At 55.3% G+C, this 18,254-nt stretch carries 20 protein-coding genes; 9 read left to right on the top strand and 11 right to left on the bottom strand.

All coding sequences use genetic code 11. The annotated features are described in order from the left end of the window. Positions 1 to 197 precede the first annotated feature (197 nt). On the top strand, positions 198 to 2,009 hold the full coding sequence (locus BJF95_RS05855; protein ID WP_175577212.1) for a methyl-accepting chemotaxis protein: 1,812 nt from the start codon (positions 198 to 200) through the stop codon (positions 2,007 to 2,009). A gap of 34 nt (positions 2,010 to 2,043) precedes the next feature. On the opposite strand, the gene BJF95_RS05850 is transcribed toward BJF95_RS05855, so the two are convergent. After that, positions 2,044 to 2,943: a LysR family transcriptional regulator gene (locus BJF95_RS05850; RefSeq protein WP_075638537.1), complete on the bottom strand. Its 900-nt coding sequence runs from the start codon at positions 2,941 to 2,943 to the stop codon at positions 2,044 to 2,046. Between the two features lie 135 nt (positions 2,944 to 3,078). On the opposite strand from BJF95_RS05850, the gene BJF95_RS05845 reads away from it, so the two are divergent. The 3 genes from BJF95_RS05845 to BJF95_RS05835 all read left to right on the top strand — a co-directional run bounded on the left by BJF95_RS05845 (position 3,079) and on the right by BJF95_RS05835 (position 5,371). Next, entirely contained in the window at positions 3,079 to 4,263 is a 1,185-nt protein-coding gene (locus BJF95_RS05845; RefSeq protein WP_075638536.1) for an MFS transporter, read from the top strand. Between the two features lie 247 nt (positions 4,264 to 4,510). Continuing rightward, the gene (locus BJF95_RS05840) at positions 4,511 to 4,999 is read left to right on the top strand and encodes a GNAT family N-acetyltransferase (protein ID WP_075638535.1); all 489 of its coding nucleotides are present in this window, start codon (positions 4,511 to 4,513) and stop codon (positions 4,997 to 4,999) included. A 141-nt stretch (positions 5,000 to 5,140) separates the two neighbouring features. Next, entirely contained in the window at positions 5,141 to 5,371 is a 231-nt protein-coding gene (locus BJF95_RS05835; protein WP_245297239.1) for a hypothetical protein, read from the top strand. A 4-nt stretch (positions 5,372 to 5,375) separates the two neighbouring features. Here BJF95_RS05835 and BJF95_RS05830 read toward each other — a convergent pair whose 3' ends face one another. The 3 genes from BJF95_RS05830 to BJF95_RS05820 all read right to left on the bottom strand — a co-directional run bounded on the left by BJF95_RS05830 (position 5,376) and on the right by BJF95_RS05820 (position 7,818). Beyond that, complete coding sequence (locus BJF95_RS05830) at positions 5,376 to 6,290, bottom strand: cytochrome c (protein ID WP_075638865.1); 915 nt, start codon at positions 6,288 to 6,290, stop codon at positions 5,376 to 5,378. Between the two features lie 66 nt (positions 6,291 to 6,356). Further along, the gene (locus tag BJF95_RS05825; RefSeq protein ID WP_075638534.1) at positions 6,357 to 6,809 is read right to left on the bottom strand and encodes a c-type cytochrome; all 453 of its coding nucleotides are present in this window, start codon (positions 6,807 to 6,809) and stop codon (positions 6,357 to 6,359) included. Positions 6,810 to 6,975: 166 nt separating this feature from the next. Continuing rightward, positions 6,976 to 7,818, bottom strand: coding sequence for a metallophosphoesterase (locus BJF95_RS05820; protein WP_075638864.1), 843 nt, complete (start codon positions 7,816 to 7,818; stop codon positions 6,976 to 6,978). A 112-nt stretch (positions 7,819 to 7,930) separates the two neighbouring features. Between BJF95_RS05820 and BJF95_RS05815 the strand changes: the two genes are divergently transcribed. Then, positions 7,931 to 8,437 (top strand): GNAT family N-acetyltransferase, encoded by a 507-nt coding sequence (locus BJF95_RS05815; protein WP_075638533.1) that lies wholly within the window; start codon positions 7,931 to 7,933, stop codon positions 8,435 to 8,437. Positions 8,438 to 8,523: 86 nt separating this feature from the next. Here BJF95_RS05815 and BJF95_RS05810 read toward each other — a convergent pair whose 3' ends face one another. Continuing rightward, the gene (locus BJF95_RS05810; protein WP_075638532.1) at positions 8,524 to 9,129 is read right to left on the bottom strand and encodes an FMN-dependent NADH-azoreductase; all 606 of its coding nucleotides are present in this window, start codon (positions 9,127 to 9,129) and stop codon (positions 8,524 to 8,526) included. A 97-nt stretch (positions 9,130 to 9,226) separates the two neighbouring features. Here BJF95_RS05810 and BJF95_RS05805 point away from each other — a divergent pair, with 97 nt between their 5' ends. After that, a complete protein-coding gene (locus BJF95_RS05805) occupies positions 9,227 to 9,619 on the top strand; it encodes a winged helix-turn-helix transcriptional regulator (protein ID WP_245297238.1) in 393 nt (130 codons plus the stop codon). Positions 9,620 to 9,655: 36 nt separating this feature from the next. On the opposite strand, the gene BJF95_RS05800 is transcribed toward BJF95_RS05805, so the two are convergent. From BJF95_RS05800 to BJF95_RS05780, 5 genes are all read right to left on the bottom strand, one after another. Beyond that, positions 9,656 to 10,141 carry a GNAT family N-acetyltransferase gene (locus tag BJF95_RS05800; RefSeq protein ID WP_075638531.1) on the bottom strand — a complete coding sequence of 162 codons (486 nt, stop codon included), beginning with the start codon at positions 10,139 to 10,141 and terminating at the stop codon, positions 9,656 to 9,658. Positions 10,142 to 10,217: 76 nt separating this feature from the next. Further along, entirely contained in the window at positions 10,218 to 10,820 is a 603-nt protein-coding gene (locus BJF95_RS05795) for a superoxide dismutase (protein WP_075638530.1), read from the bottom strand. A gap of 172 nt (positions 10,821 to 10,992) precedes the next feature. Further along, positions 10,993 to 11,364 (bottom strand): YkgJ family cysteine cluster protein, encoded by a 372-nt coding sequence (locus tag BJF95_RS05790; protein ID WP_075638529.1) that lies wholly within the window; start codon positions 11,362 to 11,364, stop codon positions 10,993 to 10,995. Between the two features lie 143 nt (positions 11,365 to 11,507). After that, positions 11,508 to 12,161, bottom strand: coding sequence for a DUF3592 domain-containing protein (locus BJF95_RS05785; RefSeq protein ID WP_175577211.1), 654 nt, complete (start codon positions 12,159 to 12,161; stop codon positions 11,508 to 11,510). Between the two features lie 318 nt (positions 12,162 to 12,479). Then, on the bottom strand, positions 12,480 to 13,349 hold the full coding sequence (locus tag BJF95_RS05780; RefSeq protein ID WP_075638862.1) for a branched-chain amino acid aminotransferase: 870 nt from the start codon (positions 13,347 to 13,349) through the stop codon (positions 12,480 to 12,482). Positions 13,350 to 13,637: 288 nt separating this feature from the next. Here BJF95_RS05780 and BJF95_RS05775 point away from each other — a divergent pair, with 288 nt between their 5' ends. Both BJF95_RS05775 and BJF95_RS05770 read left to right on the top strand, forming a co-directional pair. Beyond that, positions 13,638 to 15,533 (top strand): DUF3857 domain-containing protein, encoded by a 1,896-nt coding sequence (locus BJF95_RS05775; RefSeq protein WP_075638527.1) that lies wholly within the window; start codon positions 13,638 to 13,640, stop codon positions 15,531 to 15,533. Positions 15,534 to 15,599: 66 nt separating this feature from the next. Further along, a complete protein-coding gene (locus tag BJF95_RS05770; protein ID WP_083638711.1) occupies positions 15,600 to 16,052 on the top strand; it encodes a VirK family protein in 453 nt (150 codons plus the stop codon). A gap of 20 nt (positions 16,053 to 16,072) precedes the next feature. On the opposite strand, the gene BJF95_RS05765 is transcribed toward BJF95_RS05770, so the two are convergent. Continuing rightward, positions 16,073 to 17,731 carry a diguanylate cyclase domain-containing protein gene (locus BJF95_RS05765; RefSeq protein ID WP_083638710.1) on the bottom strand — a complete coding sequence of 553 codons (1,659 nt, stop codon included), beginning with the start codon at positions 17,729 to 17,731 and terminating at the stop codon, positions 16,073 to 16,075. A 186-nt stretch (positions 17,732 to 17,917) separates the two neighbouring features. On the opposite strand from BJF95_RS05765, the gene BJF95_RS05760 reads away from it, so the two are divergent. Beyond that, on the top strand, positions 17,918 to 18,235 hold the full coding sequence (locus BJF95_RS05760; RefSeq protein ID WP_175577209.1) for a DUF4357 domain-containing protein: 318 nt from the start codon (positions 17,918 to 17,920) through the stop codon (positions 18,233 to 18,235). Positions 18,236 to 18,254: the final 19 nt, after the last annotated feature.

Below are 18,254 nucleotides of genomic sequence, written 5' to 3'. Positions count from 1 at the left end.
CGAAAATCTAACCATAAAAAGTATGATTCATTCCCCGGCGCTTAATTAATATTTAAATCACTTGGCAGATAAGCGATTTTTGAAATGATCAGTCATGCGTGTAGAGGTGGGCGCACGCTTCTCATATAATATACTGATATTTATATGTTTTTAATGCTCTCACTTGGGGGAGAGCAATGCGTCTGTGGGGGATGGAAATGCTCGGTAAGATTTCAATAAAAGCAAAGCTGTTGCTGGTTCTCGTTATTCTGGGCCTGGTGTCCATTCTGGGAATATCACACATTGCCTATCGCTTCAGCACGGCTAACAACACTTACTTGCGCTTCATTGAAAATGAGGCCAATTCCGGTATTTTGGCCGCGCGTGCCTCGGCTGGCATGTGGACGGCTGTGAATGCGCTTGGGCGGGTGGCGATCAATAAGGTTGGGTCGCCCGAATTTGATGAGGCAAAGGCGAGTTTCACTCGCAATGTGGATGGCGCGCTGGACAAGCTGAATACGGTTGCCAAATCGGTGGCTCAAATCGCGCCCAATGTTGAACAGATGCGTGGTTACGCCGATCAGTATAGGGCGGAGTTCAGCAAGATTGTCGCCTTGAAAGAGAGCGGCAAGGATGCGCAAGCCATGGACGTTTTTCTGTCACTGGATAAGCTGGCGCAGGATTTTTCGGCAAAATCCGGTGCCACCAACGGCTTTTTGACCAACCTGTTGAATGAAGGTGGCAAGGCCATCAATGCCGATACAAGCGCGACCATCACAACAACCATCATTATTCTGGTGTTGAGTTTTGTGGCTGTTCTGGCACTCGGATTTTACATTTCCACCGCTGGAATCACCAGGCCAATGGAAGAATTGCGCCAGCGCATGGCGTCGCTTGCCGGCGGCGAGGTGGATGCCGCTGTTGAAGGTGGCGATCGCAGCGATGAAATTGGTGCCATGGCCCGGACCGTGGTGGTGTTTCGCGATAACGCCCTTGAGCGCCGCCGCTTGCAGAGCGACGCAGAGGTTGCGCGCAACCTGAGCGATGCTGAACGCAGTGAACGCGATGGCCAGAAGGCCCGCGCCGCCGCTGAAATGCAGCAGGTTGTTTCGCTTTTGGCCGGTGGCCTGCGCCAACTGGCATCGGGCGATCTGACCCATCAGATCACCACGCCTTTCTCGGCCGATCTCGATGGTCTTCGCCACGATTTCAACGAAGCCCTTGGCAAGCTCAACGAAGCGCTTTCACGGGTTGGCGAAAACGCACAAACCATCATGGCAAACTCCAACGAAGCCCGCTCAGGCAGCGATGACTTGTCCAAGCGCACCGAGCAGCAGGCCGCCGCCGTTGAAGAAACAGCCGCCGCTCTGGAGCAGATCACCACAACGGTGAAGGATGGCGCAAAGCGCGCAGAAGAAGCAAGGCATCTGATGGCCGAGACCGGCCAGGAGGCCAGCAATTCGGGCCAGGTGGTGCGCTCTGCCGTCGAAGCCATGCACGCCATTGAAGCTTCGTCTTCGGAAATCTCCAACATCATTGGCGTGATCGACGAGATTGCCTTCCAAACCAACCTGCTGGCGCTCAATGCCGGCGTTGAAGCCGCGCGTGCTGGCGATGCAGGCAAGGGCTTTGCGGTGGTTGCTCAGGAAGTGCGCGAGCTTGCGCAACGGTCTGCCAATGCAGCGCGCGAAATCAAGAACCTGATCAACACATCCAGCGCGCAGGTGGCCAATGGTGTGATGCTTGTGGTCAGCACCGGCGAGGCTTTGGACAGCATTGTCCATCGGGTTCAGGATGTAACACGGCATGTGCAGGGAATTGCCGAGGCCTATCGCGAGCAATCCCTTGGGCTTCAGGAAATCAACACGGCCATCAACAGCCTCGATCAGGGCACCCAGCAAAATGCGGCCATGGCCGAAGAGGCCACCGCCAACGCCCATAATCTGGCCGCAAGCGCCGAATCCCTCCTGCAATTGCTGGGCCGGTTTCAGCTGGCGCAAGTGGTGCAGCAGCGCCGCTACGCGGCCTGATCGGTGACAGGATGCGTCGTCTCGCGTGGGACATTCAATCCCGCCCGAGCCGCTTGACCAGAAAATCCACAAAAGCCCTGATCCCCGTTGAAAGATGGGGGTGGGGCACATAAACCGCATGAACCTCTTCGGTATCATCCGCCTGCCAATCTTCCAGCAGCGGCAGGAAGGCACCCGATGCAATGCCCGCTTCCACATGAAAACGGCCAATCCGGGCAATGCCCACCCCATCCAGACAGAGCTGGCGCATAATGGCACCGTTTGAGACCCGCAGATTGCCTTTGATCGGTTTGAGAAACGATGTTCCGGTTTCGGGATGGCGAAAGGGCCAGCCGTCCTGATGGCGGCGAAAGGTGAAATCCAGACAATTGTGCCGATCCAGATCATCGGGTGTCTGCAGCGTGCCATGGCGGGCGATATAGGCGGGGGCGGCCACAATGGCGCGGGTGCCTTGCCGCAACTTTCTTGCCTTTAACGTCGAATCTTTCATCGGCCCCACCCGGATGGCCACATCGGTGCGCTCGCCCACCAGGTCCACCACCCCATCGGTCAGGGTCAGCTCCAGCTCGATTTTCGGATACAGCTCTAAAAAATCGCCAATCAGCGGCAAAACGCAGTTTTCACCAAAGCCCACAGAGGCATTGACGCGCAAAATGCCGTGCGGCACCTGTCCGTCGCCGGCAATCAACTCCTCCGTTGCTTCAATATCTCTGAGGATTGCCCGCGCGCGTCTGAGGTATAATTCCCCTTCCGGCGTCAGCTCCAGCGTGCGCGTGCTGCGCAACAACAGGCGAACACCCAATCGGTCCTCAATGCGGCTCACCAGCTTGCTGACAGCGGAGGGCGACATGGACAGCCTGCGGCCTGCTGCTGAAAAGCTCTTCAGCTCGGCTGCCAGCACAAAAACCTGCATTTCACCGGCGCGATTGTCCATGGAGTTCTCATTCCTCGCGATAGATTTGTGAATTCAATTCAAAGCTCATTGTCCTTTATGCCGGATTATCAATCAAGCGGGAAAGGCCGATATCACGACGCATGTTGATACCCCAGTCTTTGAAGGATCTGTGTCATGCCCATTGCTCTTTTTGCGCTCACAATTGCGGCCTACGCCATCGGCACCACCGAGTTTGTCAGCGTCGGTCTTCTGCCCACCATTGCCGATGATTTTCACATCACGTTGCCCACCGCAGGCCTGATCGTGTCGATCTATGCGCTGGGCGTCACCTTTGGTGCCCCCGTGCTGACGGCGCTTACCGGACGCATGGCGCGCAAGCCCCTGCTTTTGCTGCTGATGGTGCTGTTTATCGTCGGCAATCTGCTGGCGGCGCTCAGTGCCAATTTTGGCCTTCTGCTGGTGGGGCGCATTCTCTCGGCCTTTGCTCATGGCGTGTTCTTCTCGGCCGGGGCCACCATTGCCGCCGATCTTGTGCCGGAAAATCGCCGGGCGTCGGCCATTGCCATGATGTTCATGGGCCTCACGGTTGCCATTGTCACCGGCGTGCCGCTGGGTACATTCATTGGCCAGACCTTTGGCTGGCGCGCAACTTTTTATGCCGTGGCCGGTCTTGGTCTGGTGGCCTTCAGCGGCATTGCCTGGCTGTTGCCATCCAACCTGCCCAAGGGCAAGGCTGCAAGCCTGATCGAGCAGGTGCGCGTGCTGGCCCATGGCCGTATGCTGCTGGCCTTTGGCATGACAGCCCTTGGCTATGGTGGCACATTCGTGGCCTTCACCTTTCTTGCCGCCATCTTGCAAGAGATCACCGGCTTTTCCGCCAACAGCGTTAGTCTGGTGCTGGTGCTCTATGGCTTGGCCATTGCGGCTGGCAATATTGTGGGCGGCAAGGTGGCCGATAAGCATCCGGTACGGGCGCTGATCTGGCTGTTCGCGGCACAAAGCCTTGCCCTGATTGTGTTTGGCTTTACCGACCATGCCGCCATTCCGGCACTGATCACGCTGGCTGCCATGGGCTTTTTGTCCTTTGCCAATGTGCCGGGCTTGCAGCTTTATGTGGTCGAGCAGGCCAGACGCTTTCACCCCAACGGAGTTGATGTGGCCTCTGCGCTCAATATCGCGGCTTTCAATCTCGGCATTGCCGCAGGTGCCTCCATTGGCGGGCAGGTTGTGGCCTCCCATCTCGGCCTTGGTGCAACACCCTTTGTGGGGGCCTTGCTGGTAATGGGTGCCGTGGGTCTCACCGCGCTCAGCGGTGCGCTGGACCGGCGCGACCAGATGGATGCGCTGGGCGCTGCCTGACGTGTGTTTGATGTGCTGCGACACGTTCATTTCATTCGGGATCAAACACTGCGCTTGACATTCCTATCAGGAAGCGGCATTGATCCCGCCATGATCACATCGCGCACAACCATTTCCTGCACGTATTTTTGGGCCTACCGGTAACCGGCGGCTCGACAGATCATCATGTCAACAAGCCGCCGTCAGGCGGCTTTGTTGTTTTTTACGAGCTCTTCCCTGACGGCGAATTTTAAAAGGGAAGCTCGCAATGACCGAAGATACCGATATTATCCTGCCGCGCCCGCCGCTTGTGTCGATCCGCCATGCGCGGCCCGATGACCTGTCAGAGCTCAGCGCCATGATTGCCGATCTCGCTGCCCACCATGGCGATGCATCGGCCATGACAGAACAGACGCTGAAGCGGGATCTGTTTGGCCCCATGCCATGGATCACCGCGCTTGTGGCCGAAGGCGAGGGCGAGTTGATTGGCTACGCCATTCTTGTGCCGCTTTACAGAGCTATTGAAGGCAAGCGCGGCATGGATTTGCACCATCTTTATGTGCGCAATGGCCAGCGCAGCAATGGCATCGGTCAGCATCTGGTGGCGCGTGCCCGCGATCTGGCCAGAAAGTCGGGCTGCGATTACCTCTCGGTCAGCGCAACCACCGGCAATGTCGCCGCCCATCGTTTTTACGAGCATATGGAATTCGCGCCTCGCCCAGTAACGGGCATGCGCTATGTTCAGGCACTGGCGTAAGCATGGCGTCAACACAGCCATTCTTGCCGATTTTACTGTTTGAATCCCGGCGTGTTGTTATCTGAAGATCATATTCATCTCCAAGACACGCCCGGGACAAGCCTATGTAACCATATTCGTCTTTCCTGGAGGAAGACTAAAATGACAATGATGATAGAAAACCGCAGGATGGAAAGCACCATCCGCGCTCTGTTGGACAAGCATACGGACCCGCACCTGCATCGCTGGGTGCGCGAAACCGTGCGTTCTTTTGAGAGCCGTCTTGCCGGTATTGTTGATCCGGCTGAGCGCGATCAAGCGCGATACGCAGCCTTGATGCTGATCAAGACCACATTACAGGAATGGTCTCGAAATCCGGTGATGCAGCACTGAAGGCTTATTTTGCCGGGATTGCCTTCAAATAGGCGGCAATGGCGGCGCGGTCGCTGGCTGGCAATTCGGCCATGTTTTTCTGCACCTCGACCATAGAGCCACCGACGCTATCAAAATCGGGCGTAAAGCCGCTCTCAAGATAGCTGGCGATCTCGTCTTTCGACCATTTGCCAATGGTGTCAGAGCCGGGGGTAATATCGGGAACACGGCCTTCGCCCTCCGGGTTTGGGCCACCCGCCAGCCAATTGGCCGTCTGCAGACCACCGATGGCGTTGCGCGGGGTGTGGCATTCGCCGCAATGGCCGGGGCCTTCCACCAGATATTGCCCGTGGCGAACCTCTTCATCGGCATTGGCCAAGGTCACGCGCGGTTTATCGTTGAGGTAAAGCCATTTCCAGCCGGTCAGCAAAAGTCTCTGGTTAAACGGAAAGCCGAGTTCATGCGGCGGGGCCACATTGGGGCTTGGGGCTAAGCTTTTGATATAGCCAAACAGATCGGCCACATCCTGCGGCTTCATGCGCGAATAGGATGTGTAGGGAAAGGCGGGATAGAGGTTTTCACCCTTGCGGCCAATGCCGCGGGTGAGGGCATCGCCAAACTCGGCCAGCGTCCAATTGCCAATCCCGGCCTTGGGGTCGGGCGAAATATTCGGGGCATGGAACGTGCCAAACTGGGTTTTCAGCGTCACGCCGCCGGTGAGCAACAAACGGGCATCGCCGCTGGCATTAGGGGCTGCATGACAGCTTGCACAGCCGCCGGCAAAAAAGATGCGCTTGCCGTTGGTGAGATCAGGCGCGACCGTGTTGGCCCAGACCTCGGGAGCCTGACGGTGTGGCGCAATGGCAAAAACATAGAGCGCAACCGCAGCCACCCCGGTGAAAACTGACGCTGCAATGCTCAATTTCGTTTTGCCTGACATGCCCATTCCTTATGCCACCTTGATAAAACGCCCGGCACAGAGCCGGGCGCTTGCCTCATGCCAGAATTACTTCTTCAAGCGAAAGGTCTGATGGCAATCACCGCAGGTACCACCAATGGTTTTGATGGCTGCGCCAACGCCAGCCTGATCGGCAGGAAGGGCGGCAAGCTGGGTGGTGGCTGCCGTTTCAAGGGCTTTTGCCTTGGTCTTGAAGGTTGCCATATCCTCCCAGATTTTCGGGCTTGCTTCGGTGTTGAAGCCGGTTTCCGATCCCTTCGGGAACTGGTCGGGGAAATGCTTGGCCACGTCCTGCATGGTGGTCAAGGATGCCTTGACCACGGCTGCGTCATAGGGCTTTTCGCCTTTGGCAATGCCAGCCAGCGCGCCCATGGCACCGCCCACTTTTTTCATCATGGCGGCGCGCACCACTTGCGGCTCATCGGCAGCGCTTGCCATGCTGACAGCGCCACCCGCAAGACAGAGACAGAGGGCTGCAATTGTGGTGTGTTTCCAATTCATTGGCATTCTCCCTTAAGTGCCGATGGAGCGGCAGACGGTTTCCCACATGATATTTGAACGTAACAGATAAACCAAATAAAGTCACAACTGCGTGATTGTATGGTCAATACAGACTTCATAGGACGCTGGTGCGGCGGAGATTGAAAATGCCCACAATCTCAACAGTTTAAATTGCCAGCGTGTAGCTTTCCTGCCGGCCAAAACCTTCAATGATCAGCGCATCAAACATGAGTTTCAGGGTGGCAAAGGCGTTGTCGCGCTCGGTATCCACCATGCCTTTGAAATTGATAAAATGGGTGTGGCCGCGCGTGCCATAATTGCCGCGATGGTCATGGCCGCTGAGATAGGCAATGGCCGCAGGCGATGAAGAAATGGCGTCAGCCACGGCCTGCGCGTTCCACAGGGCGTGATCGGTAAAGGGATGCAGGGGATAATGCCCCAGCACAATGGCTTTTTCACCTCTTTGCTCGGCAAGGGCGAGGCGGCTTTTGAGCCACGCAATCTGGCTGTCGCTCATGCCCGCGTTCCAGCTCTGCGCATTGATCGCGCCTTTTTCCTTCAAGGCGGCAAGACAGGCCTCGGCCTCGGCTAAGCGCGGATCGCTCGGCGGCGGTGCGAAGGTCGATATCTCGCAGCAATCGGTGATGATCAGGCGCACGCCGTTGATCACCAGATCATAATAGGGGGCTGGCATATCCAGGGCTGCCTGCACCATGCTGCGTTGCTCTGGCTTGACGGCAAAATCGTGATTGCCGGGCAAGAAAATCACCGGATGGCGCGAGGCGGCAAATGTCTCCAACGCCGGGGCGAAATGCTCAAAACCACGATCAATCAGATCGCCTAGCACCACGACGCGATCCAGATCTTCCAGATTAAAAGCATGAATGGCCGCCCGCAATTTAGTGAGACTGTTGGCGTAATGGCGATCCATACGGGCGTCCGGGGGAAGGGCGGCATATTGGGGATCGGCAATGATGCCGAGGCGCAAGAGGGGTGTGGTCTTCAGCATGGTCACCTGTTCCATTTGTGCGGCAGATAATCTCTCCCGATGACAGCGGCATGACAACTCTTTAAAAACATGTGCTTCGCTTTCTTGCCATCATGATCTTACAGGACCCACCATGACATCACTTCTTCTCGCACCCGTGCGCAGATCCGACTGCGCCGACCTTGTTGCCGCAAATCTTGCCAGCCAAAACTATCACGCACCCTGGGTCAAAGCCTTTACCGACCGGGATGGGTTTGATGCATGGTTTTCGCAAAACCTGACGGGTGCCAATATTGGCTTGGTGGCCCGCGAGTCTGAGAGCCTCGGTGTGGTCGGTGTCTTTACCTTGAGTCAGATCGCGCTGGGCAATTTCAGAAGTTGCTATCTCGGCTATTACGGCATGGTTGGCTTTGGCAAGCGGGGCCTGATGACGGAGGCCTTAAACGCCACCATGGCCTATGCCTTTGATGAGGTGGGCCTGAACAGGGTTGAGGCCAATATCCAGCCGCAAAATCTGCGCTCCATTGCACTGGTTGCGCGCTGCGGCTTTATCAAGGAAGGCTTTTCAAAACGCTATCTGAAGATCGATGGCGAATGGCGCGACCATGAGCGCTGGGCGCGGGTGACGGATGTGGTGTAAGCACCGGTTTGCAACAAAACAGGCCAGCGCGCATATCATGCCCGCTGGCCTTCAAAATTCAATCAATCAACTCATCAAGCAGGCAATCAAGCAGCCTTGAGGGCTTCGATCGAGTGGTTGGCCTTGGCAACAGCAGCGGCCTTGGCTTCTTCGCCCATGTTGACGCCTTCAGCGATCACGAATTCCAGATCGGTGATGCCGAGGAAGCCGAAAACGCCCTTGAGGTATGTTTCAGCATGTTCCAGCGCTGCGGCTGGGCCTTCGCTGTAAACGCCACCGCGCGACAGAGCAACAACCACGCGCTTGCCACCGCACAGGCCTTCTGGGCCATTTTCGCCGTATTTGAAGGTCTTGCCAGCCGCGCAGATGCGATCAATCCAGGCCTTCAACTGGCTTGGAATGCCGAAGTTGTAAAAGCCAACGCCGATAACAACAACGTCGGATTCCAGGAATTCCTGCAGCACTTCGCCGCCCAGAGCCAAATCGGCCTTGGTGGCTTCATCATTGCTGGCATCGTAATTGCCCATGGCGGCGGCCAATGTCAGGCCCGAGAGATGGCCAATCGGATTTGCAGCAACGTCACGATAGGTCACGCTAGCATGTTCACCCAGCTTCTTGGCGATAGAGGCGCTGAGGGTGCGGCTTACAGAATATGGGCCGAGAACGCTGGAATCGATGTGCAGAAGTCTCATGGTCAGTCACCTTCTTGTGTGGTATAAAATCGATACTGGGACACTTATGGTAACTGCAAAAAGCTTGCAAGGAGGCACATCGTTGGAACTCGGGCACATGGATGTAACCATTGTTACGCAAGAGGTGCAGCATGCACCAACAGAGGATCGCAGAAGCTGTGATGCTGTCAACAGTGTGCTCAATCGCGTTGGGGATAAATGGAGCGTGCTGCTGGTGATGTCGCTTGCCCATGGGCCGTGCCGATTTAATGAATTAAAGCGGCGCATTGACGGAATCTCTCAACGAATGCTGACACTTACGCTGCGCGGGCTGGAGCGGGACGGCCTGGTGAAACGTACGGTTTTTGCCACTGTGCCGCCGCGTGTCGATTATGAATTGACCCCGCTTGGCCACTCTTTGCGCAAGCCCATTGAGGCTTTGGGCAATTGGGCTTTCGACCATTATGAATGCATTGTTGCAGCCCGTGCGGAATTTGACGCCAAACTGTGAACAGTGCGTTGCAAAAAATCACGTGGATCTTTGCTGTCAATCGCGGCCGCTTTGATGGCCGATTGCCTTGACCATATTGATGCCGGTGACGCGAAAGCCGCCCGCCTGATAGACGTGCTGGGCACGCGCATTGTCGGCGGCAACCCGCAGCTTGATCTCGTGATAGCCATCCTCGGCCAGCATCATCTCCAAAGCCCGCAAGGCCGCCTTGCCCCGGCCATTGGCGCGAAAGTGAGGCAGGATGGAAAAATCATAGATGAAAACCGAGCGGCTCGCCTCATCCGGGCGATACCAGACATAGCCAATCGCTATCTGTAGATCACTGTCAATCATGGTGTGCAGGCGCTGGCCTTCAGTGCGTGGACCCTCGGGCAGGTGATGTGCCATCTCGGCCTTGGCCTGCATGAGCGCGTCCTCGTTTGAGCGGCCATAATTGGCAGCAATCTCATCGGCATAATCGGGAATGAAATAATCCAGATATTCCGCGTATTGCGCGTCTGACATGGGGATAAAGGTGATCATGCTATTGCCTTATGGGGAATAAAAAACACCCGGCACAGGATGTACCGGGTGTTATCACATTCAAGAGCGCCAATGCTTACTTGGTGGCGGCTTCATACATCTCGGCCACGTATTCCCAGTTGATCAGGCTGTCCACGAAGGCTTCCAGATACTTTGGACGGGCGTTGCGGTAATCGATGTAGTAGGAATGCTCCCACACGTCGACGCCGAGAATTGGCGACGCGCCATGCACCAGCGGGTTTTCGCCGTTTGGTGTCTTGGAGATTTCCAGCTTGCCATCCTTTACGGAAAGCCATGCCCAGCCGGAGCCAAACTGCGTGGTGCCAGCGGCGACAAAATCAGCCTTGAACTTGTCATAGCCGCCGAGGTCAGAGGCGATTGCAGCTTCCAGCTTGCCTGGAATCTTCTTGCCGCCGCCGTCTTTCTTCATCCAGTTCCAGAAATGGATGTGGTTGTAGTGCTGGCCAGCGTTGTTGAACAGGCCGGCGTTCTTGCCATAGGACTGCTTGACAACTTCTTCCAGCGAAAGACCTTCAAGACCCGAATCCTTCAGCAGATTGTTGCCGTTGGTGACATAGGCCTGATGGTGCTTGTCGTGGTGGAATTCCAGCGTTTCAGCCGACATGAACGGGCCGAGTGCGTCGTAAGCGTAAGGCAGGGCGGGAAGTTCGAAAGCCATGATAAAATCTCCTCTGGGCATCGAAAAATGAAAAGGTGAGGTGAGCGGAACATAGGAGCGCCAAAGGCAAGAGGCAACCTGCCAAACGGCAAATTATTGTTCCGATCAGAACTTTCTCTCCTCCACCAATGTTTGTGAAAGCATAATGTTCCAAAATGACAGGTGCATGGCGTTATGCCACGTAAATATCCGGGTCTGGCAGGTCATCCACGGCGAAACCAAACGCTTTGCGGGCGATATGACATTCCGGATCGCCCGGCATGCAATCGCGGCACACCTGCGGGCGCACCTCATAAACGGCACAGCCCACATGCTTGCCCAGTTCGCCGGTCAGCGCCGTGCAGCGACATTGCCCTTTGGCATCGGTTTCAAACCGCATGCCGCTGAGGTCGTCGGCTATAAATTTTTCTGGAATTTGCGCCAGTTGTTCATCGCTTTCCAGTGAAAAACGCGGCCAATCGGCCTGATAGGCACAACAAGCACCACAGGACTGGCAATCGAAAATTTCCGGCGGCGATGTTTCAAGAGGCGTGTGATTTGACATGATGTGTCTTGGCAGAGGCGTGGGGCGATGGGAAGACAATACAGTCGATAATCATCGCTTTTTTAGGTTGCACCCTTCAAGCGCGGGGCATTCTCCTTGTTTTTCCCATCTCCTTTGCTGTGGGCCTTTTGCTCCAGCCGAAATCACTCAGACGGTGTGATGGTCGTTGACAGGTCAATCATATGCCGTTTCGGCTTTTTGGGATCGACCAGCACGCGCAGCTTTTTACCCGTCAAACGCGCGGTCGGATCAATCCAGATCTTGCCACTTTCATAACGCGTCAGAGCGCCCGTTGCGGGATCGGCACCTTGCGCCACCACGCGAAAAGGTGAGGCTCCGTTGATCTTGACGCTCTCATCCAGATAGACATGCAGAAAATCGGCCTCAACAGGTGTGCCGAAACGCTGAAGCCATTTGATCTTGCTGTCGTTCGAGCGCATGATGATGATGAAAATGCTGCCGAGAATGGTGAAAATAGCACCGAGAAAACCGAAAATCAGTGCGACCAAATAGCGGCCCCAGATGTCATTGATCACCGCGCTGGATGGACTCTCCGGGTCATACATCACATCCACTTTGTCCCCACGCGAAAAGCGGGGCGGGTTGGAGCTGGTGCGGTCAGCCATTTCCTGATGCTGCCCCTTGGCATCAGTAAACTGAACAATGGCCGTGAAAAGATCACCATCGCCATCACTGTCGCGCTTGCGGGTGAGGTCTGTCACAACGCCCTGGGCGTGCAGGGCGCGTTGCTCAAACTGGCCGTCATAATAAAATGCGGCGCCCCCGCACAACAGCATGATCACTCCGGCGGCCGCAAAGACATAGCCTAACAGTTTTATGGATTTATGCATCGCCCCATGGTCTCTCTTTAAAGTTGTCAGCTTTTTGCGAGACATAGGGCAGGTTCACCATTCGGCAATGGGGAATTTTATCTGGAACTCTGTTCGAGAAGGACAGGCTATTGCATCATTTTTTAAACAGGAATCGGTTTAAAGATAAAATTATCCAACAGAAATAAAGGCTACAGCGCCCTTGAAGCAGTGTGCGCCGAGTATGGCGCACAAAGGATGCTCTAACGTTTTAGATTATGCCGTAACAACGACGGCCGCAGATTTTCAGGAGCGCGCCCAGCTCATATACAAATCCAGTGCCTTGGCAGCCATTGGTCCTTCCTGATAATGGCGGTCATCCAGCCGGTTGACGGGGGCCACTTTGGAGTAATTTCCGGAGGTGAATACTTCATCGGCATCAAGGAAATCGGCAACCGAAAGGGTCTTTTCCTGCACCTCAATGCCAGCGGATCGCAAAAGGGTGATGATGCGCGAGCGAGTGATGCCTGCCAGAAACGTTCGGTTGGCAATGGGGGTCATGACCACGCCATTCTTGACCAGAAACACGTTGGAGGATGCGGTTTCGGCCACATTGCCATTCATGTCCAGCGCCAGCGCATTGTCAAAGCCACGGGCGCGGGCTTCCACAATCATGCGGCCGGAATTGGGGTAGAGGCAACCGGCCTTGGCATCGGTCATGGCACATTCGGGCGAGGGGCGGCGAAAGGGTGACACGGTAAGCGAATGGGGCTTGGCCGTATTCATCGGCGCTTCAAACAGGCAGAGCGCAAAACGGGTAGACTCTGCATCCGGGGCCACCACAGAGCCGGGCGCGCCATGTTCCGACCAATACATCGGCTTGATATAAATGGCGGTTTTGCCATCGAATTTGGCAACACCTTCCAGCGCCAGCCGCTCGATCTCCTTGGCCTCCATGGTGGGGGTCATGCCCATATTGATGGCGGAGCGGTTGACGCGCTGGCAATGCAAATCAAGATCAGGGGCAAGGCCATCAAACCAGCGAGAGCCATCAAACACTGTGGAGCCAAGCCACATGGCATGTGATGTTGGCCCAATCAGCGGCGGGTTGCCGTCAATCCAGCGTCCATCAACATAGGTCCAGGTGGGCGTGCGCGGCGCGGTATCGACAGTCATTTCAATCTCCAAATCAAATCTTTTGGCATCAAAGACCCCGCGCGCTTGCAACGTCAAGGAGAAAATTCCACCCTTTTGCACAGGGCCGGATGGGATGGGAACTGAACGCCGTTGCCAAGGCAATTTTCGCGTCAAATCAACAGTTTCATGCATGGATTGATCACGAAAATTCATGAACAGTAGGCGCTCGCATCGGCGCGAAACGCGCAGCACTTCCTCGCGCTTTTGTTTGTTGATTGAGACAGGGGCGTCAAGCATAGTCCTGTCAAATTCATGTCAGGATTTTCCATGGCGATTATTGAGATACGAAGAGCAATTTTGAAGCTCTCTCTGATCAGCATTTTGGTTTTCGGCCCGCACGGCATTTTTTCAAACGTAGCCCGCGCCGCCGATGAGGACGAGGAGGATGGCAAAAGCCATATCCTGCGCCAGTACAATATCCATGCGGATCTCAGTTATGATGAGGTGACGACAATGGATTTTGAGCCGGTGAAACCCGGCAAGCCTGCGCAAAATACCAGTAGTTTCACAGATTTTTCGCCAAATACCGACACAGCAGAGGTTGTCGAGGCGTGGGTGACAGACCCCGACGGCAATCGTCGCACTGTGCCGCCCGAGGACATTTTCACGCGGTCTGCACCGCAGCCGGCCAACGAGCGTGGGTTCAATGCCAAACAGCGGATCACGGTGGTGTTTCCCAAAGTGGGGCCAAACGCGCGCACACACATTGTGTGGAAGATACAACACAAGGTGCCAAGCCTGTTTGGCTTCAACATGGTGGGTGGACCGCTCGGACCTGGCAGGCAGGATGACCTCACAAACATCATCCGCCTGCCACCGGGCGTTCACCTCACATGGTATGCCGATCCCGGTGTGACCACCACCGATGTTGTGCAGGATGGTCAACGCGTGATCACCGCATCCTTCAAAAATATTCCCGCACTCAGAGTGGGATACAGCACGGTGGATTACACCGAGTTCCGTCCGCGCTTCATGGCCACCACGCTGGACAGCCTGAGCGATTATGGCAATCGCATTTTCCGCCAATCGGAAAAGCCAATGGACGACGAGACGCGTGCCAAGATCAAGGCGCTGGCCGACACAATCACGGGCGACAAAACCGGCCTTGATGCGGCGGCGGCCATTCATGACTGGATCCGCCAGAACATTGCCTATACGGCGGTTTATCTTGATCCCAACGATGGCTGGGTGGAGCATCCCGTGGACAAGATCCTTGCCAATGGATTTGGCGATTGCAAGGATCAGGTGGCGCTGATGCGGGCGCTGCTGGCTGCCAAGGGCATTCGTTCCGAGCGCGCCATTGTCTGGTGGGGCAATCGGTTTAACGCGGCTCCCATCCCGCTTGCCTGGCAATTCAACCACGTCATTCTGTATCTGCCGGATTTTGATGTGTTTGATAACCCGACGGACAAGAACGCAGCTTTTGCGGCGCTTGGGGTTGGCCTATCAAGCAAGCAGGCCGTGCTGGTGGCAGAGAGAAGCAAGGTTGTGCAATTGCCTGCGGCCACACCGCAGACCTTCTGGAGCAAGAATGATTCCGTGATGACGCTCTCTGCCGATGGTGACATTGAGGGGACAGCCGCGATGGATGTCTCGCCCAATGAGGCCTTGGGTTTTCAGGCCGCGATCAAGAACAGCAGTCGGGAAAACTATCTCAACCGCATTCTGGCGATGAACAATCAGGAGGGCGATGGCAAGCTGCGGGTGCTGGTGGCAAAAAACTGGCGCGGCCCCTTGCGCCTGAAGGCGCATTGGACATCGCAAAACGCGATTGATGTGAGCGAGCCGGAGATCTATCTGCCGCTGGAAAGCGGGTTTGATCCTGAGCGCCTCACGCAACTGGCCTATAATATTCGCAATGATGTGCGGGTGGCACCGCTTTTCATGGCGGCGGCGCTGACCTCGTGGCAATTCACCTATGTGTTGCCCGCGAGCTTTCGGGTGAAGCATCTGCCTGAGCCGGTGCATCTTGCCAACAGGGCCGGCCGGTTTGACAGCGAGGTCACTGTTGATGGCAACCGGATTGTCGTCAAACGATCGTTTGCGCCCAACCAGACGGTTACGCCACCAAGTGAATATCCAGATCTGCGAAGCTTGATGGTGGCCGCCGTGAAAGCAGGCCACAGCCATGCGATTTTGCAACGCCAGAAATTGGGGGAATGATCGGTTTCATGTTTTGAAAAGTGCCATGCAAATCCTGCATTTGGGCGCATTATAGAAGGAGACGTTATGTTTAAGTCAATTGCTCTTGCTTGTGGTCTGGCCAGTGGACTGGCGTTTACGGCCATTTTTCCAAGCGTTGCGGATGCCGCAACAGCTCTCACCACATTACCGGACATCAATGCGGCGCTGAAATCCGGTGCATCGGTGAACTCGGTGGTTGATCTCACCAAATGTACCTCAGCCACGGATCCCAAAAAGGCCGGAACCATGCAAGGTGGCTTAAGGATTTCGGCATTTTTGATCCGTCCGGATCAATCTTTGAGCTTTTCCGACGATCACTTTACCCTCACCACCAAAGACAAAAAACCAATCTATCAATTCTTGCGCTATCAGGTGAAACCGGACAACAGCGCCACCTTTTCGATGACAACCATGGAAATGCCGGAGATGCGACCCATGGGCGACGTTGTGACCTATAATTGCAAGGTCGGGGAAGGGTTGCAGTTTTTCGAGCAATAACCCTGCCCGAGGCGGTTGCCTCATTCTTCATGCTGGATGGGGGAGGCATATTCCCCCGCAACAGCTGTTTGATTGCGGCCCGACAGCTTGGCCTGATAAAGGGCCGTGTCGGCCGCCTGAATGGCGCTGCGCAGGTTTGTGGGGCCGGGGCCGCAGATGACCAGGCCGGCTGAAAAGGTTGGTCGCATATCGATATTGCCCGGCGGGCTTTGCTGGGCAAACAGGCTGTGCCAATGCTCGCAGCGTTGCAAGGCGACGTCGAGGCCCGTTGATGGCAGCACCACCAGAAATTCTTCGCCACCCCAACGAAAAGCATGCTCAAACGGCTTCAAATCGGCTTGCAGCAGCCGTGCAAACAGGATCAGAACATCATCGCCCGTTTGGTGGCCATAGCGATCGTTGAACATCTTGAAATGGTCGATATCGATCAGAAACAGGGCTGTTTCTGTGGTGTTGAAACCATTTTCAAAAAGACCCTGCAAGGCATCATGGGCGTGACGGCGATTGTGCAGGCCGGTGAGGTGATCGCGCGATGCTTCATCTTTCAGCCGTGTCTGGAGAATGATATTTTCCTGCAGCCGGTCATGCAGACTTTTGGACAGAGCGGCAAGACGAAGCTCATCAGCCTTGCGCGCGGTAATGTCACGCAAGGTCATCATGCGCGCCCCAACGCGCCCCCATGGGGCCAGAGATTGGCAGGATAATTCATAGGTCTTGCCATTGCTGCTCAAGGCAATCTCAACACGATCTTCATCACTTGGCCACGTATTGCTCAAGAGTTGAGAAAGTTCGATCGGGCTATTCAAGGTTTTGCCAATCGGTTGTTTTGGAATACCGGTCAGAAGTGCCGCTGCCGGGTTAATTTCAAGAATGCGCCCTTGTTGGTCCAGCACGATGACCGGATCGGGAAGTACTGCAAAAATAGCATCCCGGCCAATCGGCGGCAGAACGAACAATTCATAAAACAGCTGGGTGACCAAAATAAAGCAACCCGTTGCGGCAAAGATAAACGGCGTTGGGTCATCATCGAACAGCTTTATATCGAGAAATACATATCCGGCATTACCTATCCAAGGCAATGTTGCCGATACCAGCAGGATCCAGATCTGTAGCCGATGAATACCCTTGGCGTGGATGGATCGCAGGAGAGCGACAACCCAGCACGAAGCCATCATCACGTAAACAATGGTGATTCCAACATAGAAGCCCCAACCACGGGCAAAGCTCATGCTGTCTTCATCAATCAGATAAAGATAAATCCAATGGTGCCAATCATTGGTCAGCGCGATCAGGCCAAAGATACAGGCCGTGCCACCAACCAATGCCATTTGCCAGGGTTTTTCCAGCTCTCGACCATTGGAATAGGTGATCAGGCTCAAGCACCAATAAAGGGGAGCGCCGATGATGCCAAACCACGCAAGCTCACACGCGAGCACCTTGAGCTGGTAATCGTCAACGGAGTGACGAAAAAGCACGCACGCCGTCCACCACACGGCAAAACCGCAAGCCAGAGCAAAGGATTGTCGTCCTGGCGCTTTTGGTGCTCTCAGTGTGTACCTGATTGCGAGCATTGCCAAGACGACAACGGTCACCAAAAGCCAGGTTGATGTTACCACAATACGCACTCCGGTACGAAAATTGGCTTCTACTGACGCGCAGCAGACTTCTAATCTGCTCATACGCCACCAAGGTTGACGGTTGCTAAATCGGCTTTGGCCAGGCGACGCTCAACAATGCCCTTCTGAGCGTGAACGTGATCCGCTCTCAGCGCAACCTTTTCCGACTTTTTTTGGGTTAATTGTTAGAGCCACTTTGCATCGTCGTCAAATGATCCGGCGTCAGCCAGCATTCTACACGCCTTTGTCGTGGCAACTATTGTTCGCGCTACCGCAGTGCTGGTCGATGGGGAGTTTTTTGTTCAGGCAGGCTCGAAGGCGCGAAAAAGCTGGTTCGGTGATCGGTCACCCAAGACGCATTATTGGCGCCTGTTTGATGAACTTGTGGCAAATGGGGTTTTAGAAGACTGTGGTGAATTTAGGCGATTCAAAGATGACTATAAATTTTCAAGTACGAGTGCGGCAGGCTCCATTGTGACTGGTAGATCTACGCCTGGGCCAACGGCATGGAAATTGCAAAATTCAGACAAAACCTACAGGGACTGGGAAATTGAGATGCTTGCATAGCGTGGGGATGGTCAATCCC

The organism is Rhizobium oryziradicis, from assembly GCF_001939045.1.
GTDB lineage: Bacteria > Pseudomonadota > Alphaproteobacteria > Rhizobiales > Rhizobiaceae > Allorhizobium > Allorhizobium oryziradicis.
Note: the sequence above shows the minus strand (reverse complement) of the source record. Positions and strands in the feature narration are given on the sequence as shown.